Source organism: Pseudomonas sp. S06B 330 (assembly GCF_002845275.2).
Lineage (GTDB): Bacteria > Pseudomonadota > Gammaproteobacteria > Pseudomonadales > Pseudomonadaceae > Aquipseudomonas.
Genome location: NZ_CP088149.1, coordinates 574488 through 596725, shown reverse-complemented (window position 1 = coordinate 596725; position 22238 = coordinate 574488). Strand labels below are relative to the sequence as shown.

Annotated in this window: 20 protein-coding genes; 9 read left to right on the top strand and 11 right to left on the bottom strand. The window is 60.2% G+C overall.

The annotated features are described in order from the left end of the window. The first annotated feature begins 4 nt into the window (after positions 1 to 4). From pqqC to CX511_RS02755, 4 genes are read left to right on the top strand one after another with little or no spacing between them, the layout of a single operon-like run. Positions 5 to 760 carry a pyrroloquinoline-quinone synthase PqqC gene (gene pqqC, locus CX511_RS02770; protein WP_045180557.1) on the top strand — a complete coding sequence of 252 codons (756 nt, stop codon included), beginning with the start codon at positions 5 to 7 and terminating at the stop codon, positions 758 to 760. Beyond that, the gene (gene pqqD / locus CX511_RS02765; protein ID WP_045180560.1) at positions 757 to 1032 is read left to right on the top strand and encodes a pyrroloquinoline quinone biosynthesis peptide chaperone PqqD; all 276 of its coding nucleotides are present in this window, start codon (positions 757 to 759) and stop codon (positions 1030 to 1032) included. The genes pqqC and pqqD overlap by 4 nt, the downstream gene beginning before the upstream one ends. Further along, positions 1004 to 2164, top strand: a complete 1161-nt coding sequence (gene pqqE / locus CX511_RS02760; RefSeq protein WP_101293372.1) for a pyrroloquinoline quinone biosynthesis protein PqqE — start codon at positions 1004 to 1006, stop codon at positions 2162 to 2164. Before pqqD ends, pqqE begins: the two co-directional genes overlap by 29 nt. After that, positions 2130 to 3968 (top strand): S9 family peptidase, encoded by a 1839-nt coding sequence (locus CX511_RS02755; RefSeq protein WP_101293373.1) that lies wholly within the window; start codon positions 2130 to 2132, stop codon positions 3966 to 3968. The genes pqqE and CX511_RS02755 overlap by 35 nt, the downstream gene beginning before the upstream one ends. Positions 3969 to 4052: 84 nt before the next feature. Here CX511_RS02755 and CX511_RS02750 read toward each other — a convergent pair whose 3' ends face one another. Together CX511_RS02750 and CX511_RS02745 are read right to left on the bottom strand one after the other, a co-directional pair. Beyond that, positions 4053 to 4211: a YqaE/Pmp3 family membrane protein gene (locus CX511_RS02750; RefSeq protein WP_003177654.1), complete on the bottom strand. Its 159-nt coding sequence runs from the start codon at positions 4209 to 4211 to the stop codon at positions 4053 to 4055. 161 nt (positions 4212 to 4372) lie between these two features. Next, positions 4373 to 5653 carry an aspartate aminotransferase family protein gene (locus CX511_RS02745; RefSeq protein ID WP_101293374.1) on the bottom strand — a complete coding sequence of 427 codons (1281 nt, stop codon included), beginning with the start codon at positions 5651 to 5653 and terminating at the stop codon, positions 4373 to 4375. A gap of 158 nt (positions 5654 to 5811) precedes the next feature. Here CX511_RS02745 and CX511_RS02740 point away from each other — a divergent pair, with 158 nt between their 5' ends. Beyond that, the gene (locus CX511_RS02740; protein ID WP_045180575.1) at positions 5812 to 6735 is read left to right on the top strand and encodes a LysR family transcriptional regulator; all 924 of its coding nucleotides are present in this window, start codon (positions 5812 to 5814) and stop codon (positions 6733 to 6735) included. Between the two features lie 237 nt (positions 6736 to 6972). Here CX511_RS02740 and CX511_RS02735 read toward each other — a convergent pair whose 3' ends face one another. The 9 genes from CX511_RS02735 to bioB form a co-directional block, all read right to left on the bottom strand. Then, the gene (locus CX511_RS02735; RefSeq protein WP_045180578.1) at positions 6973 to 8751 is read right to left on the bottom strand and encodes an acyl-CoA dehydrogenase C-terminal domain-containing protein; all 1779 of its coding nucleotides are present in this window, start codon (positions 8749 to 8751) and stop codon (positions 6973 to 6975) included. A gap of 123 nt (positions 8752 to 8874) precedes the next feature. Continuing rightward, entirely contained in the window at positions 8875 to 10158 is a 1284-nt protein-coding gene (locus tag CX511_RS02730) for a GGDEF domain-containing protein (RefSeq protein WP_045180581.1), read from the bottom strand. A gap of 309 nt (positions 10159 to 10467) precedes the next feature. Then, entirely contained in the window at positions 10468 to 12273 is a 1806-nt protein-coding gene (locus tag CX511_RS02725) for a phenylacyl-CoA dehydrogenase (protein WP_101293375.1), read from the bottom strand. A 268-nt stretch (positions 12274 to 12541) separates the two neighbouring features. Next, a complete protein-coding gene (locus tag CX511_RS02720) occupies positions 12542 to 12838 on the bottom strand; it encodes a pyrroloquinoline quinone biosynthesis protein PqqE (protein ID WP_101293376.1) in 297 nt (98 codons plus the stop codon). A gap of 107 nt (positions 12839 to 12945) precedes the next feature. Further along, the gene (gene bioD / locus CX511_RS02715; protein ID WP_101293377.1) at positions 12946 to 13626 is read right to left on the bottom strand and encodes a dethiobiotin synthase; all 681 of its coding nucleotides are present in this window, start codon (positions 13624 to 13626) and stop codon (positions 12946 to 12948) included. 1 nt (position 13627) lies between these two features. After that, entirely contained in the window at positions 13628 to 14452 is an 825-nt protein-coding gene (gene bioC / locus CX511_RS02710; RefSeq protein ID WP_101293378.1) for a malonyl-ACP O-methyltransferase BioC, read from the bottom strand. After that, entirely contained in the window at positions 14445 to 15176 is a 732-nt protein-coding gene (locus CX511_RS02705; RefSeq protein ID WP_045180596.1) for an alpha/beta fold hydrolase, read from the bottom strand. The genes bioC and CX511_RS02705 overlap by 8 nt, the downstream gene beginning before the upstream one ends. Next, the gene (bioF, locus tag CX511_RS02700; protein ID WP_101293379.1) at positions 15169 to 16341 is read right to left on the bottom strand and encodes an 8-amino-7-oxononanoate synthase; all 1173 of its coding nucleotides are present in this window, start codon (positions 16339 to 16341) and stop codon (positions 15169 to 15171) included. Before bioF ends, CX511_RS02705 begins: the two co-directional genes overlap by 8 nt. Positions 16342 to 16348: 7 nt before the next feature. Next, the gene (gene bioB, locus CX511_RS02695; protein ID WP_045180603.1) at positions 16349 to 17407 is read right to left on the bottom strand and encodes a biotin synthase BioB; all 1059 of its coding nucleotides are present in this window, start codon (positions 17405 to 17407) and stop codon (positions 16349 to 16351) included. Between the two features lie 90 nt (positions 17408 to 17497). Between bioB and CX511_RS02690 the strand changes: the two genes are divergently transcribed. The 4 genes from CX511_RS02690 to CX511_RS02675 all read left to right on the top strand — a co-directional run bounded on the left by CX511_RS02690 (position 17498) and on the right by CX511_RS02675 (position 22206). Continuing rightward, on the top strand, positions 17498 to 18235 hold the full coding sequence (locus tag CX511_RS02690) for a ComF family protein (RefSeq protein WP_045180606.1): 738 nt from the start codon (positions 17498 to 17500) through the stop codon (positions 18233 to 18235). Positions 18236 to 18295: 60 nt separating this feature from the next. After that, positions 18296 to 19060: a TOBE domain-containing protein gene (locus CX511_RS02685; protein WP_045180609.1), complete on the top strand. Its 765-nt coding sequence runs from the start codon at positions 18296 to 18298 to the stop codon at positions 19058 to 19060. 64 nt (positions 19061 to 19124) lie between these two features. After that, positions 19125 to 21026 carry a PhoX family protein gene (locus CX511_RS02680; RefSeq protein ID WP_045180612.1) on the top strand — a complete coding sequence of 634 codons (1902 nt, stop codon included), beginning with the start codon at positions 19125 to 19127 and terminating at the stop codon, positions 21024 to 21026. 205 nt (positions 21027 to 21231) lie between these two features. Then, positions 21232 to 22206, top strand: a complete 975-nt coding sequence (locus CX511_RS02675; protein WP_045180616.1) for a serine/threonine protein kinase — start codon at positions 21232 to 21234, stop codon at positions 22204 to 22206. Positions 22207 to 22238: the final 32 nt, after the last annotated feature.

Here is a 22238-nt window from a genome sequence, read left to right as displayed (position 1 = left end):
CGACATGAGCGACGCCAAAGCGCTGTCCCCCGCCGAATTCGAACAGGCCCTGCGCGCCAAGGGTGCCTACTACCACATCCATCACCCCTACCATGTGGCGATGTACGAAGGCCGTGCCAGCCGTGAACAGATTCAGGGCTGGGTTGCCAACCGCTTCTACTACCAGGTCAACATCCCGATGAAGGATGCCGCGATCCTGGCCAACTGCCCGGACCGCGAGATCCGTCGCGAGTGGATTCAGCGTCTGCTCGACCATGACGGTGCGCCCGGTGAAGACGGCGGTATCGAGGCCTGGTTGCGCCTGGGTCAAGCAGTCGGTCTGGATCCGGACCAGTTGCGTTCCCAGGAGTTGGTGCTGCCAGGCGTGCGCTTTGCTGTGGATGCCTATGTCAACTTCGCCCGCCGCGCCAGCTGGCAGGAAGCGGCCAGCAGTTCGCTGACCGAACTGTTCGCCCCACAGATCCACCAGTCGCGCCTGGACAGCTGGCCACAGCACTACCCTTGGATCGATCCAACCGGCTACGAATACTTTCGTACCCGCCTGGGTCAGGCTCGTCGGGATGTCGAACACGGCCTGGCAATCACCCTGCAGCACTACACTACAGTAGAGGGCCAGCAGCGCATGCTGGAGATCCTGCAGTTCAAGCTGGACATTCTCTGGAGCATGCTCGATGCCATGAGCATGGCCTACGAATTGAACCGCCCGCCTTACCACAGTGTCACCAGCGAACGGGTCTGGCACAAAGGAATCGCCCTATGAGTTTTGATCGCGCACAAACCCCGAAATGGCGCCCGGGTTATCGTTTCCAGTATGAGCCTGCGCAAAAGGCCCATGTCCTGCTTTACCCAGAGGGCATGATCAAGCTCAACGAGAGTGCCGCGCTGATCGGCGGGCTGATCGACGGCCACCGCGATGTGGCAGCGATCATTGCCGAGCTGGACAAGCAGTTCCCCGGTGTACCCGAGCTCGGTGACGACATCGAGCAGTTCATGGAGGTCGCCCGTGTCGAACACTGGATCGTCCTTGCCTGAGATGCCGGCCAAACCCGACGTCGGCCTGCCACTGTGGCTGCTCGCCGAGCTGACTTACCGTTGCCCGCTACAGTGCCCGTACTGCTCCAACCCGCTGGATTTCGCCGCCCAGGGCCAGGAGTTGAGCACCGAGCAATGGTTCAAGGTCATGGCCCAGGCGCGGGAAATGGGCGCAGCGCAATTGGGCTTTTCCGGTGGCGAACCGCTGGTGCGCCAGGATCTGTCCGAGTTGATCGCTGAAGGTCGGCGCCTGGGTTACTACACCAACCTGATCACTTCCGGCATTGGCCTCACCGAACAGAAGATTGCCGCATTCAAAGAAGCCGGCCTGGACCATATCCAGATAAGCTTTCAGGCCAGCGATGAGCAGGTCAACAACCTGCTGGCCGGTTCGAAAAAAGCCTTCGCACAGAAGCTTGAAATGGCCCGCGCGGTCAAAGCCCACGGTTATCCGATGGTGCTGAATTTTGTCACCCACCGGCACAACATCGACAAAATCGACCGCATCATCGAGCTGTGCATCGCCCTGGAGGCTGACTTCGTAGAATTGGCCACCTGTCAGTTCTATGGCTGGGCCCATCTCAACCGCATCGGCTTGTTGCCAACGCGCGCGCAGCTGGAGCGAGCCGAACGCATCACCAATGAATACCGCGACAAACTCAAGGCTGCCGGCAATCCGTGCAAGTTGATTTTTGTCACCCCGGACTACTACGAAGAACGCCCCAAGGCCTGTATGAACGGCTGGGGCAGTGTGTTCCTCACCGTCACCCCGGATGGCACCGCGCTGCCATGCCACGGCGCCCGTCAGTTGCCCGTGCAGTTCCCCAATGTGCGCGAGCACAGCATGCAGCACATCTGGTACGACTCGTTCGGCTTCAACCGCTTTCGCGGCTATGACTGGATGCCCGAGCCGTGCCGCTCCTGCGACGAAAAGGAAAAGGACTTCGGCGGCTGCCGCTGCCAGGCCTTCATGCTCACCGGCGACGCCAGCAATGCCGACCCGGTCTGTGCCAAATCGGCCGAGCACGGCATCATCCTCAAGGCGCGCGAGGAAGCCGAGCACGCCCACCTGAACATTGAAGAGCTGACCTTCCGCAATGAGCGAAACTCCCGTGTCATCGCCCGCGGCTGAGCGTTTCAGCGCCGAACAAGCGGTGGCTGCCGGCACCGACTTTGCTGAGTTACGCGTCGGTCCCCGAGGTTTGTTCTGGAACGAATTCCGTCCGCGCGACGGCGCCTGCCGCATCTGGCACTGGCGTGATGGCCAGGCCCACTGCCTTACGCCCGATGGTTTCAGTGTCCGTAGTCGGGTCTACGAGTACGGCGGAGGCAGCTTTTGCTTGAGCGATGACGGTGTGGTCTTCGTCAACGAGGCCGACCAGCAGCTGTACACACAAGACTTGCAAGGTGGCGAACCTGTACCACTGACCCAGGGTGAGTGCCGTTATGGTGATCTGCGCTGGGCGGCGGGTCAGGTCCTGGCTGTGGAAGAGACCCACGCTATGGATCAGGTCGAGCACCGCCTGGTAGCCATTGCTCCAGAACAGCGCGAGGTGCTGGCCGAAGGGGCGGACTTTTATGCAGCACCAACGCTCAGTGCCGATGGCTCTCGCCTGGCGTGGGTCGAGTGGAGCCGGCCCGAGCAGCCATGGACCGCCACCCGCCTGCTCTGCCGTGAGCGGATGAACGACGGACGCTGGGGGCTGCCACGTTGCATTGCCGGTAACCAAGGCCCGGCGCAATCACTGCAACAGCCTCGCTTCGATGGCCGCGGTCGATTGTATTGCCTGTCCGATCTAAACGGTTTCTGGCAGCCCTGGGGCGAAACCGCCCAGGGCTGGAGTGCCTTGCCCGCCAGCAGCGCGGATCACGCTGCGGCGCCTTGGCAACTGGGCGCTTGCACCTGGCTGCCGCTGGGTGAACATCACTACCTGGCAACCTGGCTCGAGGACGGTTTCAGCCGCCTGGGCCTGTGTCATGCCGATGGTTCGCAACAGCAAGTGGAAACTGACTACAGCCGTTTGCGCTGCCTGGATCTGGATCAGAATTTTCTCTACGCCATCGCCGCCTCGCCCACCAGCCCGTCTGCGGTGATTGCCATCAACCGCGTGGATCATCGCGTCCAGGTTTTGGCGGGTGGCGCGTCCCCCTTGCCTGCCGAACGCATCAGTCGCCCACAGTCATTGTGCTATCCCAGCGGTGACGGTATCGCCCATGGCTTCTTTTACTCGGCCATGAATGGCGCCAAGCGGCCACCGTTGATCGTATTCGTCCATGGTGGACCGACCTCGGCCTGCTATCCGGCACTCGACCCCCGCATCCAGTACTGGACCCAACGTGGCTTCGCCGTGGCGGACCTCAATTATCGGGGCAGCAGTGGATACGGTCGCAGCTACCGCCAGGCCCTGCATCTGCGCTGGGGTGAGATTGATGTCGAGGATGCCTGCGCCGTGGTTGAGCACCTGGCCGAACGCGAGCTGATCGATCCTGAGCAGGCGTTTATCCGTGGTGGCAGTGCTGGGGGTTACACCACCCTGTGCGCCTTGGCATTCCACGATGTTTTCCGCGCCGGCGCCAGCCTCTATGGCGTCAGCGACCCCCTGGCGCTGGCGCGCGCCACACACAAGTTCGAAGGCGATTACCTGGACTGGCTGATCGGCGATCCGCTGGTAGATGCCGAGCGCTACAAGCAACGCACGCCGTTGTTGCATGCCTCTGAAATCAAGGTGCCGGTGATCTTCTTTCAGGGTGAGCTGGATGCTGTCGTGGTCCCGGAGCAGACCCGTTCGATGCTGGCAGCGCTTAAAGCCAATGGCATCCGTGCTGAGGGGTATTTTTATCCCAGCGAACGCCATGGCTTTCGTACCGCAGCCAACCTGGCGCATGCGCTGGAGGAGGAATGGCGGTTTTATCGACGGGTTTTAGCCGATAAATAATGGCGGTCTCTGTGAAACCCTCTGTCTTGTGCTGATTTGTGGGAGCTGACTCCCACAATCAGGCAGCAAGCACCGAGCCTGCCTTTAGCGTTTGGCGATGATGTACACCGCATGCACGATGCCCGGAATGTACCCCAACAACGTCAGCAGAATGTTCAGCCAAAAGGCACCGCCGAAGCCGACCTGCAGGAATACGCCCAGTGGCGGCAGTAGAATGGCGATGATGATGCGGATAAAGTCCATTGGGCAGCTCCCTTCAGTGATGTACTAGAACTGACTCTAGCGCCGCGTCAGGGTTCCACTCACTCGTAGCAGATAAAAAAACGCCCCAAGCCAAAAATTACAGGCCCGGGGCGATGCGCAGGAACGCGAGACGGTTCGGTTACTTCACCGAAGGTGAAAAATCAGGCAGTGGCTTCGCGCCGCTGGTGTTGTTGCGCTGAGTGCACCCGAGCAAAGGCCCGGGCCAGGCGCAGGAGCATTTCATCGATGTTGCCGTTGCTCACGGTCAGCGCTGGCGAGAAACGCAGCACGTCAGCCTGCGGGGCGTTGAGCAGCAGGCCTTCCTGCAGGGCAGCCTTGACCAGTTCGGCGGCATTGTCTTCGCTCAGTTGCAGCGCCCACAGCAGGCCCTGACCACGTACTTTATTCTGTGCATAACGGCCAGCCAAACGACTCAGGCCATCACGCAGGTGCCGGCCGGAATCCTGGACATGCTCGAAAAAACCCGCTTCCAGTACGGTCTCCAACACTGCCAGGCCGGCGGCGCTCATCAGTGCATTGCCGTGGTGACTGCCCTCCAGCTCGCCAGCTTCGGCACAACAGGCACTGCCACGGGCCAGCAAGGCTGCTAATGGCACACCGCCACCCAGGCCCTTGCCCAGCGTGATGATGTCGGCGCGTACACCGTAGGTCTGCTCGGCAAGCAGGGCGCCGCAACGACCAACACCGGTCTGCACTTCATCGAGAATCAACAGGATGCCCAGCTCACGGCACAGTTGCTCAACACCTTTGAGGTAGGCAGCAGTCGCTGGAATCACTCCGGCCTCACCCTGGATCGGCTCGAGCATGATCGCCACCGTGCGCGAATCGACGGCGGCGTGCAGCGCTTCCAGGTCGTTGAACGGTACCTTGCTGAAACCTGGCAACCCCGGCTCACAGCGGTTGCATGGTGATGGGTCAGAGGCCGACAACGCGCCCAGGCTGCGCCCGTGGCAACTCTGGCTGGCAGTAATAATGTGATAGGCGCCATTGCGATGCAGCTGCCCCCACTTACGCGCCAACTTGATTGCACCTTCGCAGGCCTCGGCACCGCTGTTGAGCAGATAGGCCTGGTCGCTGCCCGTGCTCTGACAAAGGAGGTTAACCAGCTTCAACAAACTACGGTTATGAAAGCCTGCCCCTGGATTGATCAGCGCTTGCGCCTGGCTGCCCAACGCTTTAACCAGCACGCTAGGGCTATGACCGAGACTGTTGACTGCACAGCCCTGGGTGAAATCGAGATAGGCGTGACCTTCACTGTCCCACAACCAGGAACCCTGGCCGCGAACGAACACCTGTGGCGCACGTGCCGTGGCGGGCATCAGGCAGTCGCGAGGCAAGGCTTCAGCGGCCGCCGCGGCAACCGGCACAGGCTTGCGCTCGGCCACAACGGGCGCGGGGCGTCGAAAACTGAACAGATTCATGTTTTCAACCCTTTTGCCAATCCTATGTAAATAACATCACGATACACAGCGTTCATTTCGCCTAATGGCCCTGCAAGCCTTGTGAATAGGGGATAGACTAGGCTGCTTGGAGGCTAACGGCCATTTGGTTTTTCGAGCTTTTTTGATAAGTAAATCTTATGGATTTTCGCCAACTGCGTTATTTCGTCGCGGTCTACGAAGAAGGTCATGTAGGCCGGGCTGCCGAGCGCCTGTCGCTGTCGCAACCGGCGCTCTCGCAACAGATTCGTCAACTCGAACACAGCCTGGATGTCAGCCTGTTCGAACGGGGCAACAAGCGTCTGTTGCCGACCCTCGCCGCGCACACCCTGTACAACCATGCCCTGCCTCTGCTCGACGGCTTGCAGCGGGCCCGCGAGGCCCTGCGCAACTTCAAGGGGCAGTCACTGCGCACCTTGGCGATTGGTGTCCTGCAAACGGTACGCCCAAGTCTCGTCCCGCAACTACTCGACCGTGTGCGCAAGGCCCAGCCACATCTGGTCGTGCAGATCTACGAGCTGTCAGGCCTGGAGATCGAGCGACGCTTGCTCAACGGTAGCCTGGACATCGGTATCAGCTACCTGCCGCCACGCCAGCCAGGGCTGCATGGCTTGTTGCTGTACGAAGACGAACTGCAACTTGTCATCCCCAACACTCATCCGTTGCGTGAATTCAAGAAGGTTTCACTCAAGCAAGCGGCAGAACTTCCCATGCTGTTACTTGGCGAAGAATTCCAGGTGCGCCAGATCTGGCAGACCCAATTGGCCAACCTCGGTCGGCGACCACAGGTACAGGCCGAAATGAACAACATGGGCGGGATTCTTGACAGCCTCGGCCATACTTCACTGGCCACTGTACTGCCAGGGCGCGCCAAGGAAGTGGTTGAGGATGATCAAGAGCTCCTCTGGAAACCGCTGAGTGAGCCAAGGGTACCGCTGAAGATTGGCCTGGTGTTTCGCGATGCGCAGCGCCAGCAGGCCTCGGTCGAGCTGCTGCGTACGCTGCTGGAAGAAGAAGCCGATCCCAGGCAGATGGGGGTATCCCCGCTGGATGTGCTGGGCTGATGCTTGCCTGAACTTTTCTTCGGGCAAAAGAAAACCCCGCCGAAGCGGGGCTTTGCAGACTGTTTCCCTGACATCCATTTCGCCCCGCCACCCTGGCAGGAATCCTTCGTGTCCCTGTTCTGTACTTTGCGCTTCCTGCGCTACGTCCATGTGAGAAGATTAACTGTGGATCCAATCTTTCGATAGAGGCGAAAAGTCACTACGTCGTGTAAGACATTGCTTACACGACGTGCTTTTTCAAAACTGCGCCGCGTCCAGCAGGTACAACGACTCACTGCCGGCTTTCACCGATGCGCTGAGCGAGTGAATACGCGGCAGCAGACGGGCAAAATAGAAACGTGCGGTGCCGAGCTTGCTGGCGTAGAAATCTTCTTCACCCTGCTTGCCCAGCGCCGTGCGCGCCATCAGTGCCCACATGTAGGCGTAGGCGGTGTAGCCGAATGCCTGCAGGTACTCCACCGAGGCCGCACCGATTTCGTTCGGGTTGTTCTTGGCTCGATCCAGTACCCAGGCAGTCAGGTCGTCGAGGTTATCCAGGGCGGCGTTGAGCGGTTTGACGAACTCACCTAGGTCACTGTCGGCAGTGGCGGTGAAATGGCGGATCTCATCGGCGAACAGCTTGTATAGCGCCCCACCGCTACCGACAACCTTACGCCCCATCAAGTCCAGAGCCTGGATACCGTTGGTGCCTTCGTAGATCTGGGTGATGCGCACATCACGCACCAGTTGCTCCTGCCCCCATTCACGGATGTAGCCATGGCCGCCGAACACTTGCTGACCATGTACTGCAGACTCCAGACCGAGGTCGGTGAGGAATGCCTTCGAGACCGGGGTCAGCAACGCGACGAGGTCTTCAGCGCGCTTGCGGGTGGTTGCGTCTTCACTGTACTTGGCGGTGTCCAGTTGCATGGCGACATAGGTGGAGAAGGCGCGACCGCCCTCGTTCAATGCCTTCATGGTCAACAACATGCGTCGCACGTCAGGGTGCACGATGATTGGGTCAGCGACCTTGTCCTTGGCTTGCGGACCGCTAGGTGCGCGGCTCTGCAGACGGTCACGGGCATACTCGATGGCGTTCTGGTAGGAGCGTTCCGCCGACGCCAGGCCCTGGATACCCACACCAAGGCGCTCGTAGTTCATCATGGTGAACATCGCCGCCAAGCCTTTGTTCGGCTCGCCGACCAAGTAGCCCACGGCCTCATCGAAGTTCATTACGCAAGTAGCCGAAGCCTGAATGCCCATCTTGTGTTCGATCGAACCGCAATTGGCCGGGTTACGTGCGCCGAGGCTGCCGTCGTCGTTGACCATGAACTTGGGCACCAGGAACAGGGAAATGCCCTTTGGCCCGGCTGGCGCGTCCGGTAGCTTGGCCAGCACCAGATGAATGATGTTTTCGGTCAGGTCGTGCTCACCACCGGTGATGAAGATCTTGGTGCCACTGACCTTGTAGCTGCCATCTGCTTGAGGCTCGGCCTTGGTGCGGATGATGCCCAGGTCGGTCCCTGCGTGTGGCTCGGTCAGGCACATGGAGCCGGCCCAGACACCGGCATACATGTTCGGCAGGTACTTTTCCTTGAGTTCGTCGCTGGCATGGGCGTTGATCGACAAGCAGGCACCGGCAGTCAGCATCGGGTACAGACCGAACGCCAGGCTCGATGAGTTGACCATTTCTTCGACCTGGGCCGAGATCACCTTGGGCATACCCATACCGCCATAGGCGGGATCCCCACCCACACCGACCCAACCACCTTCGGCGTAGGTTTTGTAGGCCTCGATGAATCCTGCTGGGGTGCTCACTGCACCGTTGTCCCAATGGCAGCCTTCTTCGTCGCCGCTGCGGCTCAGTGGCGCGATGCTCTTGCCAGTGACCTTGCCGGCCTCCTCCAGCACCGCGAGGGCAGTCTCCTCATCGACAGCTTCGGCCAAGCCGGGCAATTGCGCCCAGAGCTTGGAGACTTCGAAGACTTCATTGAGGACGAAGCGCATATCGCGCAGGGGCGCTTTATAGTCAGCCATGGCAACCTCTCATACTAGCGTCGGGGGCGGCCCCGCAGGACCGCGTCACTGTTATGCAGGCAGTGTAACCGAACAACTTTTGCGAGACATAGGGTCATCTGGCGACTATTCGGTCAATCTCGGTCACGCCGTGCGCACTGCACCTCGCTTGGCTTGATGACCGTAGGCCATAACGCAGTTACGCCCGGCGCCCTTGGCACTGTAAAGCGCCTGGTCGGCGGACTTGAGCACTTCGTCGGGTGAGCGGTGATCAATCAGACGCTCGCTCGCGCCGATACTGATGGTCACCGATACGCTTGTTGCTGCCGATGCCCCACGTCGCTGACGGCCTTGTTGGTCGTCCTGTGGCCGGTTGTCCTGATTGCGCAACTGGATGTTGTAGTTGGCGATCATTTCGCGTACCGCCTCCAGGTGTGGCATGCATTCCTCGATGCTCTTGCCGGCAAACACGAGGGCAAACTCCTCACCACCGTAACGATAGGCCCGACCGCCACCGGTGACCTTGGACAGTTTACTGGCTACCAGGCGCAGGACCTGGTCACCGACATCGTGGCCATGGGTATCGTTGAATTTCTTGAAGTGATCAACGTCGGTCATCGCCAGCACATAGCTGCGCCCCAGGCGCTGCATGCGTTCATTGAGTGCGCGTCGCCCGGGCAGGCCTGTGAGCTCATCACGAAAGGCCATCTGATAGGCCTCGTGAGACACCGCCGCGGCGATCATCAGCATCACCTGACTGCACATGATGTTGAGGGTGAAGGGCAGGATGAAGGTCTTTGGCAGCATCCAGAAAATACCGATCAGCCCAATGACCTGCGCGGCATGCAAAGGCCGGGGTTCACGCAGGTACTGCACCACGAGCACCACGAAGGCAATGAAAAACACCGGGTAGGCCAGCTGGATCAGGCTCATCCAATGGCCATGCAGCGACGGCCAGCGAATTTCAGCCAACCAACCTAGCAAGGCCTGTGGAAAACTTTGCTCCAGGCCCAGGGCGACACTGCCGACAGCCAGTAAAACCGCGAAACGGGCGACCAAGTCCTGAAACAGATGCGTACGCTCCTGCCAGGCACCGTAGAGGGCGAACATCAGCGGCAAGAGCAAGCAGACCAAATGAAACACCACCGCCGCATCTTCGCGAACACGACCATTGTCACGGTAGAAGTCGGTCTGGGTATCGAGCAAAAAATAGGCGATGTACACCGTGAGCATCAGGAACAGCTCGCGCTGACGACGATAAACGGTGCAATAGGCACCACCGAGCAACAGGACCAGGGTGGGCAGAACATTGAACAGGGAGGTGAAGAAGACGTTGAGGTCTCTAACATAGGCAGCCGCGAGCCCTGACACCAGCAAACAGGCTGATGGCAAAAAGTGGCTCAGGCGTACAGCGGATAAACGAAACAAGGGTAATCTCCGACCCGGCAGATCAATAATGGCATTGTGCCTTAATGTATCGGCAACGCGCATGAATTGATGAGTACGGTTTGTCGGGCCCCTTCGCACCTCGTGATTTTGTGACTGCCTCCTTGTAGCCGCTGCCGTAAGGCTGCGATCGGGCGTGAAACGGCTGTAAAACTGGCCACCGCGATTCGCCAGACCCCGCGCGGTACCCGAATTGCGACTGTTACAGCAAGTGCAGAGTCTTCGGGTTGAAAACGCTCCAAAAAAAACGCCTGCCGATCAGGGCAGGCGTCTTTCGTTACCGTAGATGACTTAGTACGAGAGACCGAAGTGCTCTTCGTTCATGTCCATCAGGTTGTTGGCACCCGACAGCATGGTCGCCACGTGAGTGCGGGTACGCGGCAAGATGCGCTGGAAGTAGAAGCGCGCAGTCTGCAGTTTGGCGGTGTAGAACGCCTCTTCGCTGGTGCCTGCAGCCAGTTTCTCCGCAGCCAGACGCGCCATGTCAGCCCAGAAGTAAGCCAGGCAGGCGTAACCGGAGTACATCAGGTAGTCCACCGAGGCGGCACCGACTTCTTCGCGGTCTTTCATCGCAGCCATACCGACCTTCATGGTCAGTTCGCCCCACTCTTTGTTCAACTGGGCCAGCGGTGCAACGAACTCGCTGATGGCTTCATTGCCTTCGTTACCCTGGCAGAACTTGTGCACGATCTTGGTGAAGCCCTTGAGCGCTTCGCCCTGGGTCATCAGCACTTTACGGCCGAGCAGGTCCAGTGCCTGGATGCCGGTGGTGCCTTCGTACAACATGGAGATTCGACTGTCGCGAACGTTCTGCTCCATGCCCCACTCGGCGATGAAGCCGTGGCCGCCATAGATCTGTACGCCGTGGTTAGCCGATTCGAAACCGACTTCGGTCATGAACGCCTTGGCAATCGGCGTCATGAACGCCAGCAGTGCATCAGCCTTCTTCTTCTCTTCTTCGTCTTTACTGTACTTGACGATGTCGACCTGCTTGGCCGTGAAGTAGACCATGGCGCGGTTGCCTTCGGCGAAGGCTTTCATGGTCAGCAGCATACGGCGAACGTCGGGGTGCACGATGATCGGGTCAGCGGCTTTTTCCGGTGCTTTCGGTCCCGTCAGCGAGCGCATTTGCAGGCGGTCACGAGCGTACTTCAGGCCACCCTGGAACGCGACTTCAGCGTGGGCCAGGCCTTGCAGCGCAGTACCCAGGCGAGCAGTGTTCATGAAGGTGAACATGCAGTTCAGGCCTTTGTTGGCCGGGCCAATCAGGTAGCCGGTAGCGGCGTCGAAGTTCATCACGCAGGTGGCGTTACCGTGGATGCCCATCTTGTGCTCGAGGGAGCCACAGGACACCGCGTTACGCTCGCCAACAGTGCCTTCGGCCGTCGGCATGAACTTCGGCACGATGAACAGGGAAATACCTTTGGTGCCAGCCGGAGCATCCGGCAGGCGCGCCAGTACGATGTGGACGATGTTGTCGGCCATGTCGTGTTCACCGGCCGAGATGAAGATCTTGGTGCCGGTGACTTTGTAGGAACCATCAGCCTGAGGCTCGGCCTTGGTGCGCAGCATGCCCAGGTCGGTACCGCAGTGCGGCTCGGTCAGGCACATGGTGCCGGTCCACTCGCCAGATACCAGCTTGGTCAGGTAGGTCTCTTGCTGCTCGGCAGTGCCGTGCTCAGAGATGGTGTTCATCGCACCGTGCGACAGACCAGGGTACATGCCCCAGGACCAGTTCGACTCACCGACCATCTCGCTGATCGCCAAGCCCAACGACTCAGGCAGACCCTGACCGCCGTGATCGACGTCATGGGCCAGGCTTGGCCAGCCACCTTCGACGAACTGCTTGTAGGCTTCCTTGAAGCCGGTCGGGGTTTTCACGCCCGACTCGCTCCAGGTACAGCCTTCCAGGTCACCTACACGGTTCAGCGGAGCCAAAACCTGTTCACAAAACTTGGCGCCTTCTTCGAGGATGGCGCTAACCATGTCTGGGGTGGCGTCCTGGCAAGCCGGCAGGCTCTGATAATGCGCTTCGTAACCGAGCAACTCGTCACGCACGAAGCGAATATCACGCAAGGGGGCTTTGTACTCAGGCATAGCGATGAACCTCTGCTGATGAATCCTGGATAGGGAGACCGCGATATACCGACCAGCTCTAGGTGGCTTTCGGTCAAACAGTTGTTTGAAACATACGTTTACGCCGAAAACTTGTCAAGCATCAACCAGAGGGCAGTTCGGTCATGCAAGACTGGTCGATTGATCTGGCAAAAAACCGCACAAACGCGCAGCCAAGCGCCTGCCAACAGGGTCAAGGCGCTGATACTCAAAGATTAGTTGAAGCCGCGTAGCTCGCGCGGCGAGGGGCTCAAGCGTAGGTGTCGATCAGCGTGCCGAGCATTTCGTCCGATGCTTTGGCCACTTTGACACCCAATTCGACCTGATGCTTGCCCAGGGCCATTTCCACACTGCTGATGGCCAGGTCCATCTGCTGACTGCGATCGACTGCGCGCAGGCGCTCGGCCTGGTAGTCACTGGACTGGCTGGTGGCTGCACGCTCGACGGTGCTGTTAGCGATCTGACTGGCGGCCTGATCGACGCGGTTGTGCCCGGCCTGAATGGCTCCGAGCCCTGCGTAGAATGCTGAGTTGCCTGAGATTTCCATGTCGAAACTCCATGACGCTGAAGGCGAACAGCTTCCATTGAAGCAGAGCTACTGGCAAAAGGCCCGTTGAAATCAGTAATGGCATGTTGCCATTCGATAGACTCAGGCTAGTCCAGCAGGTCCAACTGCAGGTGTGCCCCCACCGCTTCAGCGCTAACCTGCTTGAGCTTGGGTACTCGCCCCAGACAAGGTGCAGGCAAACGCTCGGCCAGACTGGCCAGGTTCTCTTCAAGTCGCGAGGTGCGCGGGTCGACGATGTTTGCCACCCAGCCGGCCAGTTGCAATCCATCGCGGGCAATCGCTTCGGCACTGAGCAAGGCATGATTAATACAGCCCAGACGCACACCGACCACCAGAATCACCGGTAGCTTCAAGGCAATGGCCAAATCAGAGAGACTGGCTTGATCGGACAACGGTACGCGCCAACCACCGGCGCCTTCGATCAGGGTGAACTCGGCACCCTGGGCCAGAATCTGGCGCATCGGTGTCAGCAGCGCTTGCACGCTCAATGTTACGCCGGCTTCACGGGCCGCCAGGTGTGGGGCAATGGCCGGCTCGAAAGCGAAGGGATTAACCTGTTCATACGGCAACTTGATCGAGCTTTGCGCAATCAGTGCCAGGGCATCGTCATTGCGCAGCCCTTTGGTGCTGGCGCTGCACCCAGAGGCGACCGGTTTAGCCCCCAGCGTGCTCAAGCCAGCCTGATGCGCTGCATGCAAAAGCCCAGCAGCCACGGTGGTCTTGCCGACATCGGTGTCGGTGCCTGCGATGAAATAGGCTGGGCTCATCTTACTCCCCTTCTTTCAACGGCTTTTGCAATACACCGTAGACCACTTGATAGGTAGCCGGCAGCCCTTGCGCTTGGCGAAACTGTTCGTAGGCCTGAAGCAAGCCTTGCATCCGCGCCCGCCCGGTCAGCCCGGCAGGGCGACCCGGGTTGAGATTGTGCGCACCCAAGGCCTTGAGTTCGTGCGTCAGGCTACGCACATCGGGGTAGTACAACACATGAGGCCGGGCCTGCAGGTCCAGTACTTGCAACTCACTTTCGGCACACAGGCGCTGGTAATCCTCCAGGCGCCGGAAGCGATTGACGTGGACCAGGCCGTCGACCGCCTGCCAACTCTCGCGCAGCTCGCACAGCGTACCTACGCAGAGGCTGGCAAAGGCCAGCACACCACCGGGTTGCAGGATGCGTCGGGCTTCATCGAGCACCGCGCGAAAATCACCACACCATTGCACTGCCAAGCTGGTGAAGATCAGCTCGACGCTAGCGTCCTGCAGCGGCAGCCGTTCGGCGTCACCCGCTACATGGTAGTGCGCCCCACCTTGCCCACGGGCATGCTGAAGCATGCCTTCGGCGATATCCACAGCAATACCGGCGGCCTGTGGAAAGCGACTGTGCAAGGCGCGACTGAAATGACCGGTTCCGCTACCCAGGTCGACCCAGCGTTGTGGATCAATACCCGCAGGCAGCTGTTCGAGCAGTGCGCTCCCCACTGCACGCTGCAGTTCAGCGACGCTGTCGTAGCTGGCGGCAGCACGCGAGAACGAGGCAGCAACCTGGCGCTTGTCAGGCAAAGCACCGGGCAGGCCCGGCAGAGATAGATCAGTCATCGCCACTCTCATGTACAAAGGCCTTTATTGCAGCCGCCAACTCATGAGGTGTTTCCATCACAAAACCATGAGCACCGTCTTCAAGCAACCCGACTTCCACGTCAGGCAATTCTTCGAGCAACACCCCGGCGACTTCCGCCGGCACCAGGTCATCACGCCCGGCGAACAGATGCAGCTGCGGGCCTCCATAGGCCTGCAATGCTTTTCGAGTATCCAACTGGCCTAGCACTTCAAGCCCGGCCACTAACTGCTCCGGCGCGGGCGTAGGCATGCTGGCACTAAGTAGGCGCGCTAGGCTGCGAGGTTCTTGTGCACCTTGGGCACATAGCGAAACGAAACGCTTGAGCGTGACCTGGGTGTGATAGCGACATCCCTCGAGAAATGTCTGGAAGGTGTCCACCGCCATGCCATGCGGCCAATCAGGACGACTGACAAAGCTGAGGTTGCTGCCCAGGGTTATCAACCCATAGCAGTCGTCGCCACGGCGGGCTGCCAATTCGGCAGCCAGCATTCCGCCCAGTGACCAGCCACCGAGCCAGGCATTGCGTGGCAGTTGCCGGTCGAGCGTGTCGAGCCAATCCTTTGGATTATTCGAGACCAAATCGGGCAGGTCCTGAATCTCGACCTGCAAGCCGGGGTCGATAGCGCGCAACGTCGCCACCAACGGTTGTAAAGCAGAACGTCCCAGGCCCCAGCCCGGCAGTAGTACCAGTCGGTTACGCATCAGCAGGCTCCAGCAGCGGGTAACAGTCGGCCAATGCATCCAACAATAGCTGCACCTGCGCCGCACTGTGTGCTGCGCTCAAGGTTACCCGCAGACGTGCACTGCCCGCCGGCACCGTCGGTGGACGGATCGCGGTTACCAGCAGGCCGCGTTCACGCAGCATCTGCGACAAGCGCAAAGCCCGCGCACTTTCCCCGATCAGGATCGGCTGAATCGGCGTGAAGCTGTCCATCAACTGCAGGCCGATCTGCTCGGCACCGCTGCGGAACTGCTGGATCAGCGCCGCCAGGTGCTCGCGGCGCCAATGCTCGCTACGCAGCAGTTGCAGGCTGCGCAACGTGGCACACGCCAGGGCAGGTGGCTGGCTGGTGGTATAGATGTAGGGGCGGGCGAACTGGATCAGGCACTCAATCAACTCCTCACTGCCAGCCACAAAGGCACCCGCCGTACCGCAAGCTTTGCCCAACGTGCCGATCAGTACCGGCACCTGTTCATGGCTCAAGCCGAAATGTTCGACGATCCCCCCGCCGTTACGGCCCAAGGTGCCCAGGCCATGGGCATCATCGACCATCAACCAGGCGTCGCGGGCCTGGGCTGTGGCGGCCAGCGCAGGCAGGTCGGCAAGGTCGCCATCCATGCTGAACACCCCATCGGTGACCACTAGGGTGTTGCCCACCGCCTTGTCCAGACGGCTGGCCAGGCTACTCGCATCGTTGTGCAGGTAACGATTGAAGCGCGCGCCACTGAGCAGCCCGGCATCGAGCAGCGAGGCATGGTTGAGGCGATCCTGCAGCACCGTGTCGCCTTGACCCACCAGTGCCGTCAAGGCACCAAGGTTGGCCATATAGCCGGTGGAAAACAGCAGCGCACGCGGGCGCCCGGTGAGGTCGGCGAGCGCTTCTTCCACCTCGTGGTGCGGGCTGCTGTGACCGATCACCAAGTGCGAAGCACCACCGCCAACGCCCCAACGCTCAGCGCCCGCGCGCCAGGCAGCGATCACCTCAGGGTGATTGGCCAGGCCCAGGTAATCATTGCTGCAAAAAGCCAACAACGGCTGACCATCGACCACCACTTGCGGGCCTTGTGGGCTCTGCAGCAATGGCCGCTGACGATACAGGTCGGCCGCACGACGCTGGTCCAGACGTGCGCGAAGATCAAACGCCATGACCGCCTCAGGCCGAGGCGGCGTTGTAGAACAGCTCGCTGCTCTTCTGTTCGATCAGGGCCTGCTCAATGGCTGCCTGGTGGACTTCGTCAGCATGCTCTTCACGGGCTTCAGGCTGAATGCCCAAGCGGGCGAACAACTGCATGTCCTTATCAGCCTGTGGGTTGGCGGTAGTCAGCAGCTTCTCGCCGTAGAAAATCGAGTTGGCGCCAGCAAAGAAGGCCAGTGCCTGCATTTGCTCGTTCATCGCTTCACGGCCGGCCGACAACCGGACATGGGATTTTGGCATCAGAATCCGCGCCACCGCGAGCATGCGGATAAAGTCGAACGGGTCGACCTCCTCGGCGTTTTCCAGCGGCGTACCGGCGACTTTTACCAGCATGTTAATCGGAACCGATTCCGGGTGCTCCGGCAGGTTGGCCAACTGGATCAGCAGACCGGCGCGGTCGTCCAGCGACTCGCCCATGCCCAGGATGCCGCCCGAGCAGATCTTCATCCCGGCGTCACGTACGTACGACAGAGTCTGCAGGCGCTCGCCGTACGTACGGGTGGTGATGATGCTGCCGTAGAACTCCGGCGAGGTATCGAGGTTGTGGTTGTAGTAGTCCAGCCCGGCCTCGGCCAACGCCTGCGTCTGCTCTTGGTCGAGCTTGCCCAGAGTCATACAGGTTTCCAGGCCCATGGCCTTGACCCCTTTGACCATCTGCAGGACGTAGGGCATGTCCTTGGCGGACGGGTGTTTCCACGCCGCGCCCATGCAGAAACGAGTGGAGCCAATGGCTTTGGCCCGCGCTGCCTCTTCGAGGACCTTCTGTACTTCCATCAACTTCTGCTTTTCCAGCCCGGTGTTGTAGTGGCCGGACTGTGGACAATATTTGCAATCTTCTGGGCAAGCGCCGGTCTTGATCGACAGCAGGGTCGAAACCTGCACGCGGTTGGCGTCGAAATGCGCACGGTGCACGGTCTGCGCCTGGAACAGCAAGTCATTGAACGGCTGCTGGAACAGTGCCTTGACCTCGGCCAGGGTCCAGTCGTGACGTGTTGTTGCAGTTGTGCTGGCGCTCATCGGCGGTTCCTTGTTTTAGGCTTGGTCTGGCGCCGGGACAGGAATGCCCGCCAGCGCATCACGGATAGCTCGCATAGTTAAGGAAGCCCAATGCGCTGTCAACCACCATGCAAAGCACTGGTTTACAACTGGTCAAATAGTAACCATGAGTGTCTGTTATGCAATGAAGCCACCGATCAGCATTACCCGTTGTGCGTGGCGTGCGAGACCGAACTACCGTGGCTGGAAGATGGCTGCCAGGTCTGCGCCCTGCCGTTGCCCATGCACGGCCTGACCTGCGGTCAATGCAGCCGCCGCGCACCAGCCTTTTATCGGGTTGAAGCGCCTTGGCACTACGGCTTTCCGCTGGATGCGCTGATCAGCCGTTTCAAGTACCACAGTCAATGGCCATTGGGGCGCTTGCTGGCAACGTTGCTCGGCCGATGGTTGACGCATCGTTTCAGCGAAGGCTTACCCCACCCCACCCTGCTGCTGCCAGTTCCACTCAGCCGTCGGCGCTTGCGCCAGCGAGGTTACAACCAGGCTGCCATGCTCGCGCAGTGGCTTTCGGGGCAAATCGGTATCAGCAGTAACGAGCGGATACTCAAACGCCTGATCGATACACCTGCGCAGCAAGGTCTCAAGGCCAGCGAGCGCAAGCGTAATCTGCGTCAGGCTTTTGCCGTAGAACACATCGAGTTGCTCGAAGGGCGGCACCTGGCTCTTGTCGACGATGTACTGACAACCGGCGCCACCGCCCAGGCGCTTGCCAGTCTGCTGCTCAAGGCCGGTGCTCGGCGGGTCGATGTCTATTGCCTGGCACGCACTGCCAAGCCAGGCAGCGCTTGACTTGCCGCGTGGCTGCGGGCACTTTCGTGGCTGATACTTGCCTGATGCTCGTGCCCGCACATGTCCCTGCCCGCCCCGCTCACCCAACACATCGTTCGCCGCCCTCAGCGCATTGCCTTGTTACAGCACATTGCCGAACAAGGGTCGATCACCCGTGCGGCTAAAAGCGCCGGAATGAGTTACAAAGCTGCCTGGGATGCCATTGATGAACTCAACAACCTGGCGTCCAGCCCGCTGGTTGAGCGCAGTGTCGGTGGTCGCGGCGGCGGTGGTGCCAAGCTATCTCAGGAAGGCCAACGGGTCCTGCGACTGTACCAGCGCCTGCAGGCCCTGCAGGCACAGATTCTGGAGGCTGCCGAAGATGCCAGTGACCTCGACCTGCTCGGTCGCCTGATGTTGCGCACCAGTGCCCGTAACCAGTTGCACGGGCGCGTGAGTACGATTCAGGCCGAAGGACATTACGATCGGATCAGCTTGGCCCTGGCCGGGGAGTTGAGCATCGATGCCCTGATCACCCGTGACAGCACTCAACGCCTGGAGTTGATCCCAGGTACCGAGGTGGTGGCGTTGATCAAGGCAGGCTGGTTATCTCTGCTTGCGCCACAAGCGCTCGCTCTGGAAGGCTATAACTGCCTGCAGGCCAGAGTCGAAGCACTACTCGACGCAGCGCAGGCCCCCACGGAAGTTCGCCTGACCTTGAGCAATGGACAAACCCTATGCACCTTCGCTGAACCCGCCTGGCTCAAGGCCCATGCGGTGAAACCCGGTAGCGACTTACGGGTTCAGTTTCAGCCGTCCTACGTGCTTATCGGAACACCCTTATAAAAACGGACACAAAACCGTCATAAGCCCTGACTAAGGTGACTGCCAAACCCGCAGGAAGCCTGTCATGCACCTACTAGAAGAACACCAGTCCACCGACCTAGAGCAACTGGTCAACCTGAGCCGCCGTCGATTCGTCGGGGCAGGCGCCCTGTGCGGCGCCGCATTGTTTTTAGGCGGCAACCTGCTCAGCCGCAGCGTTATGGCCGCCAGTATCAGTGCGGCCAACAGCAGCCTGCTCGGCTTCGCCAGTATCCCCAGCGCCACCGCTGACAGCATCAGCCTGCCGCCCGGTTACCAATCTTCGGTGCTAATCAGTTGGGGCCAGCCACTGCATTCCGGCGGTCCTTCTTTTGACCCTTCCGGTCAAGGCACGGCCAAGGCGCAGGAACTGCAGTTCGGCGACAACAACGATGGCATGAGCCTATTCCCCTTCCCCGATGATGACAATCGGGCGCTGATGGCGATCAACAACGAATACACCAACTATCGCTACCTATTTGCCCATGGCGGGCAACCACGCTCCGCTGAAGAAGTGCACAAGGCACAGGCTGCCGAAGGCGTATCGGTGATTGAGGTCAAGCGCAGCAACGGGCGGTGGCAGTTTGTCCAGGGCTCACCCTACAACCGCCGCGTCCACGGTAATTCGCCGATCCGCGTCAGCGGCCCGGCAGCAGGCGATGCCTGGCTCAAGACTGCGGCCGACAATAGTGGCCGCAAGGTACTGGGCACGTTCCAGAACTGCGCCAACGGCAAGACGCCTTGGGGCACTTACCTGACCTGCGAAGAAAACTTCACCGACTGCTTCGGCAGCAGCGATCCGGCCCAGGTATTCGACGCCGGCCAGAAGCGCTATGGGGCTTCAGTCGCCAGCAAGGAAATCGGCTGGCACCCGCACGACCCGCGCTTCGACCTGGCAAAGAATCCCAATGAATTGAACCGACACGGCTGGGTGGTCGAAATTGACCCGTTCGATCCCGATTCGACGCCGGTCAAGCGCACTGCCCTCGGTCGTTTCAAGCACGAAAATGCCGCCTTGGCAGAAACCCGTGATGGCCGCGCGGTGGTGTACATGGGCGACGATGAGCGCGGCGAATTTATCTACAAGTTCATCAGCCGAGACCGCGTCGACCATAAGACGCCTAGCGCCAACCGCAGCCTGCTCGATCACGGCACCCTGTATGTCGCGCGTTTCGACGATGGCAACCAGAGTGCTGATCAACCGCGTGGCAAAGGCCAATGGCTGGAGCTGACCCATGGCAAGCACGGCCTGATCGCCGCCAACGGCTTCGCCAGCCAGGCCCAGGTATTGATCCATGCACGCCTGGCTGCCAGCCAATTGAAGGCAACGCGCATGGACCGCCCGGAATGGATCGTAGTCAGCCCCAAGGATGGCCAGGTCTATTGCACCCTGACCAACAACGTCAAACGTGGTGAAGAAGGCCAGCCAGCAGGCGGCCCGAACCCGCGCGAGAAAAACCTCTACGGGCAGATCCTGCGCTGGCGTGAAACAGAGGATGACCACGGTGCCATGAGCTTCGACTGGGACCTGTTCGTGGTTGCCGGCAATCCTTCGGTGCACCCGAATGATGCCAAGGGTGGCTCAAGCAATATTACCCCGCAGAACATGTTCAACAGTCCCGACGGACTGGGCTTCGACCCGGATGGCCGGTTGTGGATCCTCACCGATGGCGATTACAGCAATAGCGGTGATTTTGCCGGTATGGGCAATAACCAGATGCTCTGTGCCGATCCGCTCAGCGGCGAGATTCGGCGCTTCATGGTCGGGCCGGTGGCTTGTGAGGTAACCGGTATCGCTTTTGCGCCAGACCAACGCACCTTGTTCGTGGGGATTCAGCACCCGGGTGAAACGGGCGGGTCGACCTTCCCTGAGCATTTGCCCAATGGCAAACCGCGCTCATCGGTAATGGCAATCACCCGCGAGGATGGTGGGATCATCGGCGCCTGATATTTCCAACAAGACCTGGCGTTGCCCTGACTTTTGGAGACCCAGCCTTGCTGGCGATGAAAATCGACGCAGTGTCAGTTGCTGTGCAGTGCCTGCATCGCTGGCAAGGCCAGCTCCCACAAAGGCTGCATCAATCTGCAGGTACCCCTCAGGTGGGGTACCATGCCTGCATGATGCGGCCACCTGCCGCACAGCAGGAGTCGACATGTCCCACCCCTTCGAAACCCTCACTCCCGACCTGGTCCTCGACGCTGTGGAAAGTATCGGCTTTCTAAGCGATGCCCGCGTGCTGGCACTCAACAGCTACGAGAACCGCGTTTATCAGGTGGGCATCGAAGACGCTGAACCGCTGATTGCCAAGTTCTATCGCCCAGACCGCTGGACCGATGCAGCGATCCTCGAAGAGCATGCCTTCACCGCCGAGCTGGCCGAATGTGAAGTCCCTGTAGTGGCGCCACTTATTCACAACGGCAAGACATTGTTCGAACACAGCGGCTTTCGCTTCACCCTGTTCCCCCGTCGCGGCGGTCGTGCCCCCGAGCCTGGCAACCTCGACCAACTCTACCGTCTCGGCCAGTTGCTCGGGCGCCTGCATGCGGTTGGCGCTACCCGTCCGTTCGAGCACCGTGAAGCCTTGGCAGTGGATAACTTCGGCCATGCGTCGCTGACCACCCTGCTCGAAGGCAACTTCGTACCCAAAAGCCTGCTGCCAGCCTTCGAATCAGTCGCCCGCGATCTGCTCAAGCGCGTCGAAGCCATCTATGCCAACACCCCGCACAAAACCATCCGCCTGCACGGTGACTGCCACCCGGGCAACATGATGTGCCGTGACGAGGTCTTCCACATCGTCGATCTCGATGATTGCCGCATGGGGCCCGCCGTTCAGGATCTTTGGATGATGCTCGCCGGCGACCGTCATGAACGCCTGGGCCAACTGGCCGAACTAATGGATGGCTACAACGAGTTCCACGATTTCGACCCGCGCGAACTGGCCCTGATCGAACCGTTGCGCGCCCTGCGCCTGCTGCATTACAGCGCCTGGCTGGCACGCCGCTGGGACGACCCGGCATTTCCGCGCAGCTTCCCCTGGTTTGGCCAGGAGCGTTACTGGGGCGACCAAATTCTCGCCCTACGCGAGCAGATGGCAGCACTGGATGAAGAACCGCTGAAATTGTTCTGAAGCGCGTACAAGTCTGTCTACAATGGCGATGC

Coding starts and splice junctions, on each gene's coding strand:
- pqqC (WP_045180557.1), top strand. CDS start 5: ATGAGCGACGCCAAAGCGCTGTCCCCCGCCGAATTCGAACAGGCCCTG.
- pqqD (WP_045180560.1), top strand. CDS start 757: ATGAGTTTTGATCGCGCACAAACCCCGAAATGGCGCCCGGGTTATCGT.
- CX511_RS02755 (WP_101293373.1), top strand. CDS start 2,130: ATGAGCGAAACTCCCGTGTCATCGCCCGCGGCTGAGCGTTTCAGCGCC.
- CX511_RS02750 (WP_003177654.1), bottom strand. CDS start 4,211: ATGGACTTTATCCGCATCATCATCGCCATTCTACTGCCGCCACTGGGC.
- CX511_RS02745 (WP_101293374.1), bottom strand. CDS start 5,653: ATGAATCTGTTCAGTTTTCGACGCCCCGCGCCCGTTGTGGCCGAGCGC.
- CX511_RS02740 (WP_045180575.1), top strand. CDS start 5,812: ATGGATTTTCGCCAACTGCGTTATTTCGTCGCGGTCTACGAAGAAGGT.
- CX511_RS02735 (WP_045180578.1), bottom strand. CDS start 8,751: ATGGCTGACTATAAAGCGCCCCTGCGCGATATGCGCTTCGTCCTCAAT.
- CX511_RS02725 (WP_101293375.1), bottom strand. CDS start 12,273: ATGCCTGAGTACAAAGCCCCCTTGCGTGATATTCGCTTCGTGCGTGAC.
- CX511_RS02720 (WP_101293376.1), bottom strand. CDS start 12,838: ATGGAAATCTCAGGCAACTCAGCATTCTACGCAGGGCTCGGAGCCATT.
- bioD (WP_101293377.1), bottom strand. CDS start 13,626: ATGAGCCCAGCCTATTTCATCGCAGGCACCGACACCGATGTCGGCAAG.
- bioC (WP_101293378.1), bottom strand. CDS start 14,452: ATGACTGATCTATCTCTGCCGGGCCTGCCCGGTGCTTTGCCTGACAAG.
- CX511_RS02705 (WP_045180596.1), bottom strand. CDS start 15,176: ATGCGTAACCGACTGGTACTACTGCCGGGCTGGGGCCTGGGACGTTCT.
- bioF (WP_101293379.1), bottom strand. CDS start 16,341: ATGGCGTTTGATCTTCGCGCACGTCTGGACCAGCGTCGTGCGGCCGAC.
- bioB (WP_045180603.1), bottom strand. CDS start 17,407: ATGAGCGCCAGCACAACTGCAACAACACGTCACGACTGGACCCTGGCC.
- CX511_RS02690 (WP_045180606.1), top strand. CDS start 17,498: ATGCGCTGTCAACCACCATGCAAAGCACTGGTTTACAACTGGTCAAAT.
- CX511_RS02685 (WP_045180609.1), top strand. CDS start 18,296: ATGTCCCTGCCCGCCCCGCTCACCCAACACATCGTTCGCCGCCCTCAG.
- CX511_RS02680 (WP_045180612.1), top strand. CDS start 19,125: ATGCACCTACTAGAAGAACACCAGTCCACCGACCTAGAGCAACTGGTC.
- CX511_RS02675 (WP_045180616.1), top strand. CDS start 21,232: ATGTCCCACCCCTTCGAAACCCTCACTCCCGACCTGGTCCTCGACGCT.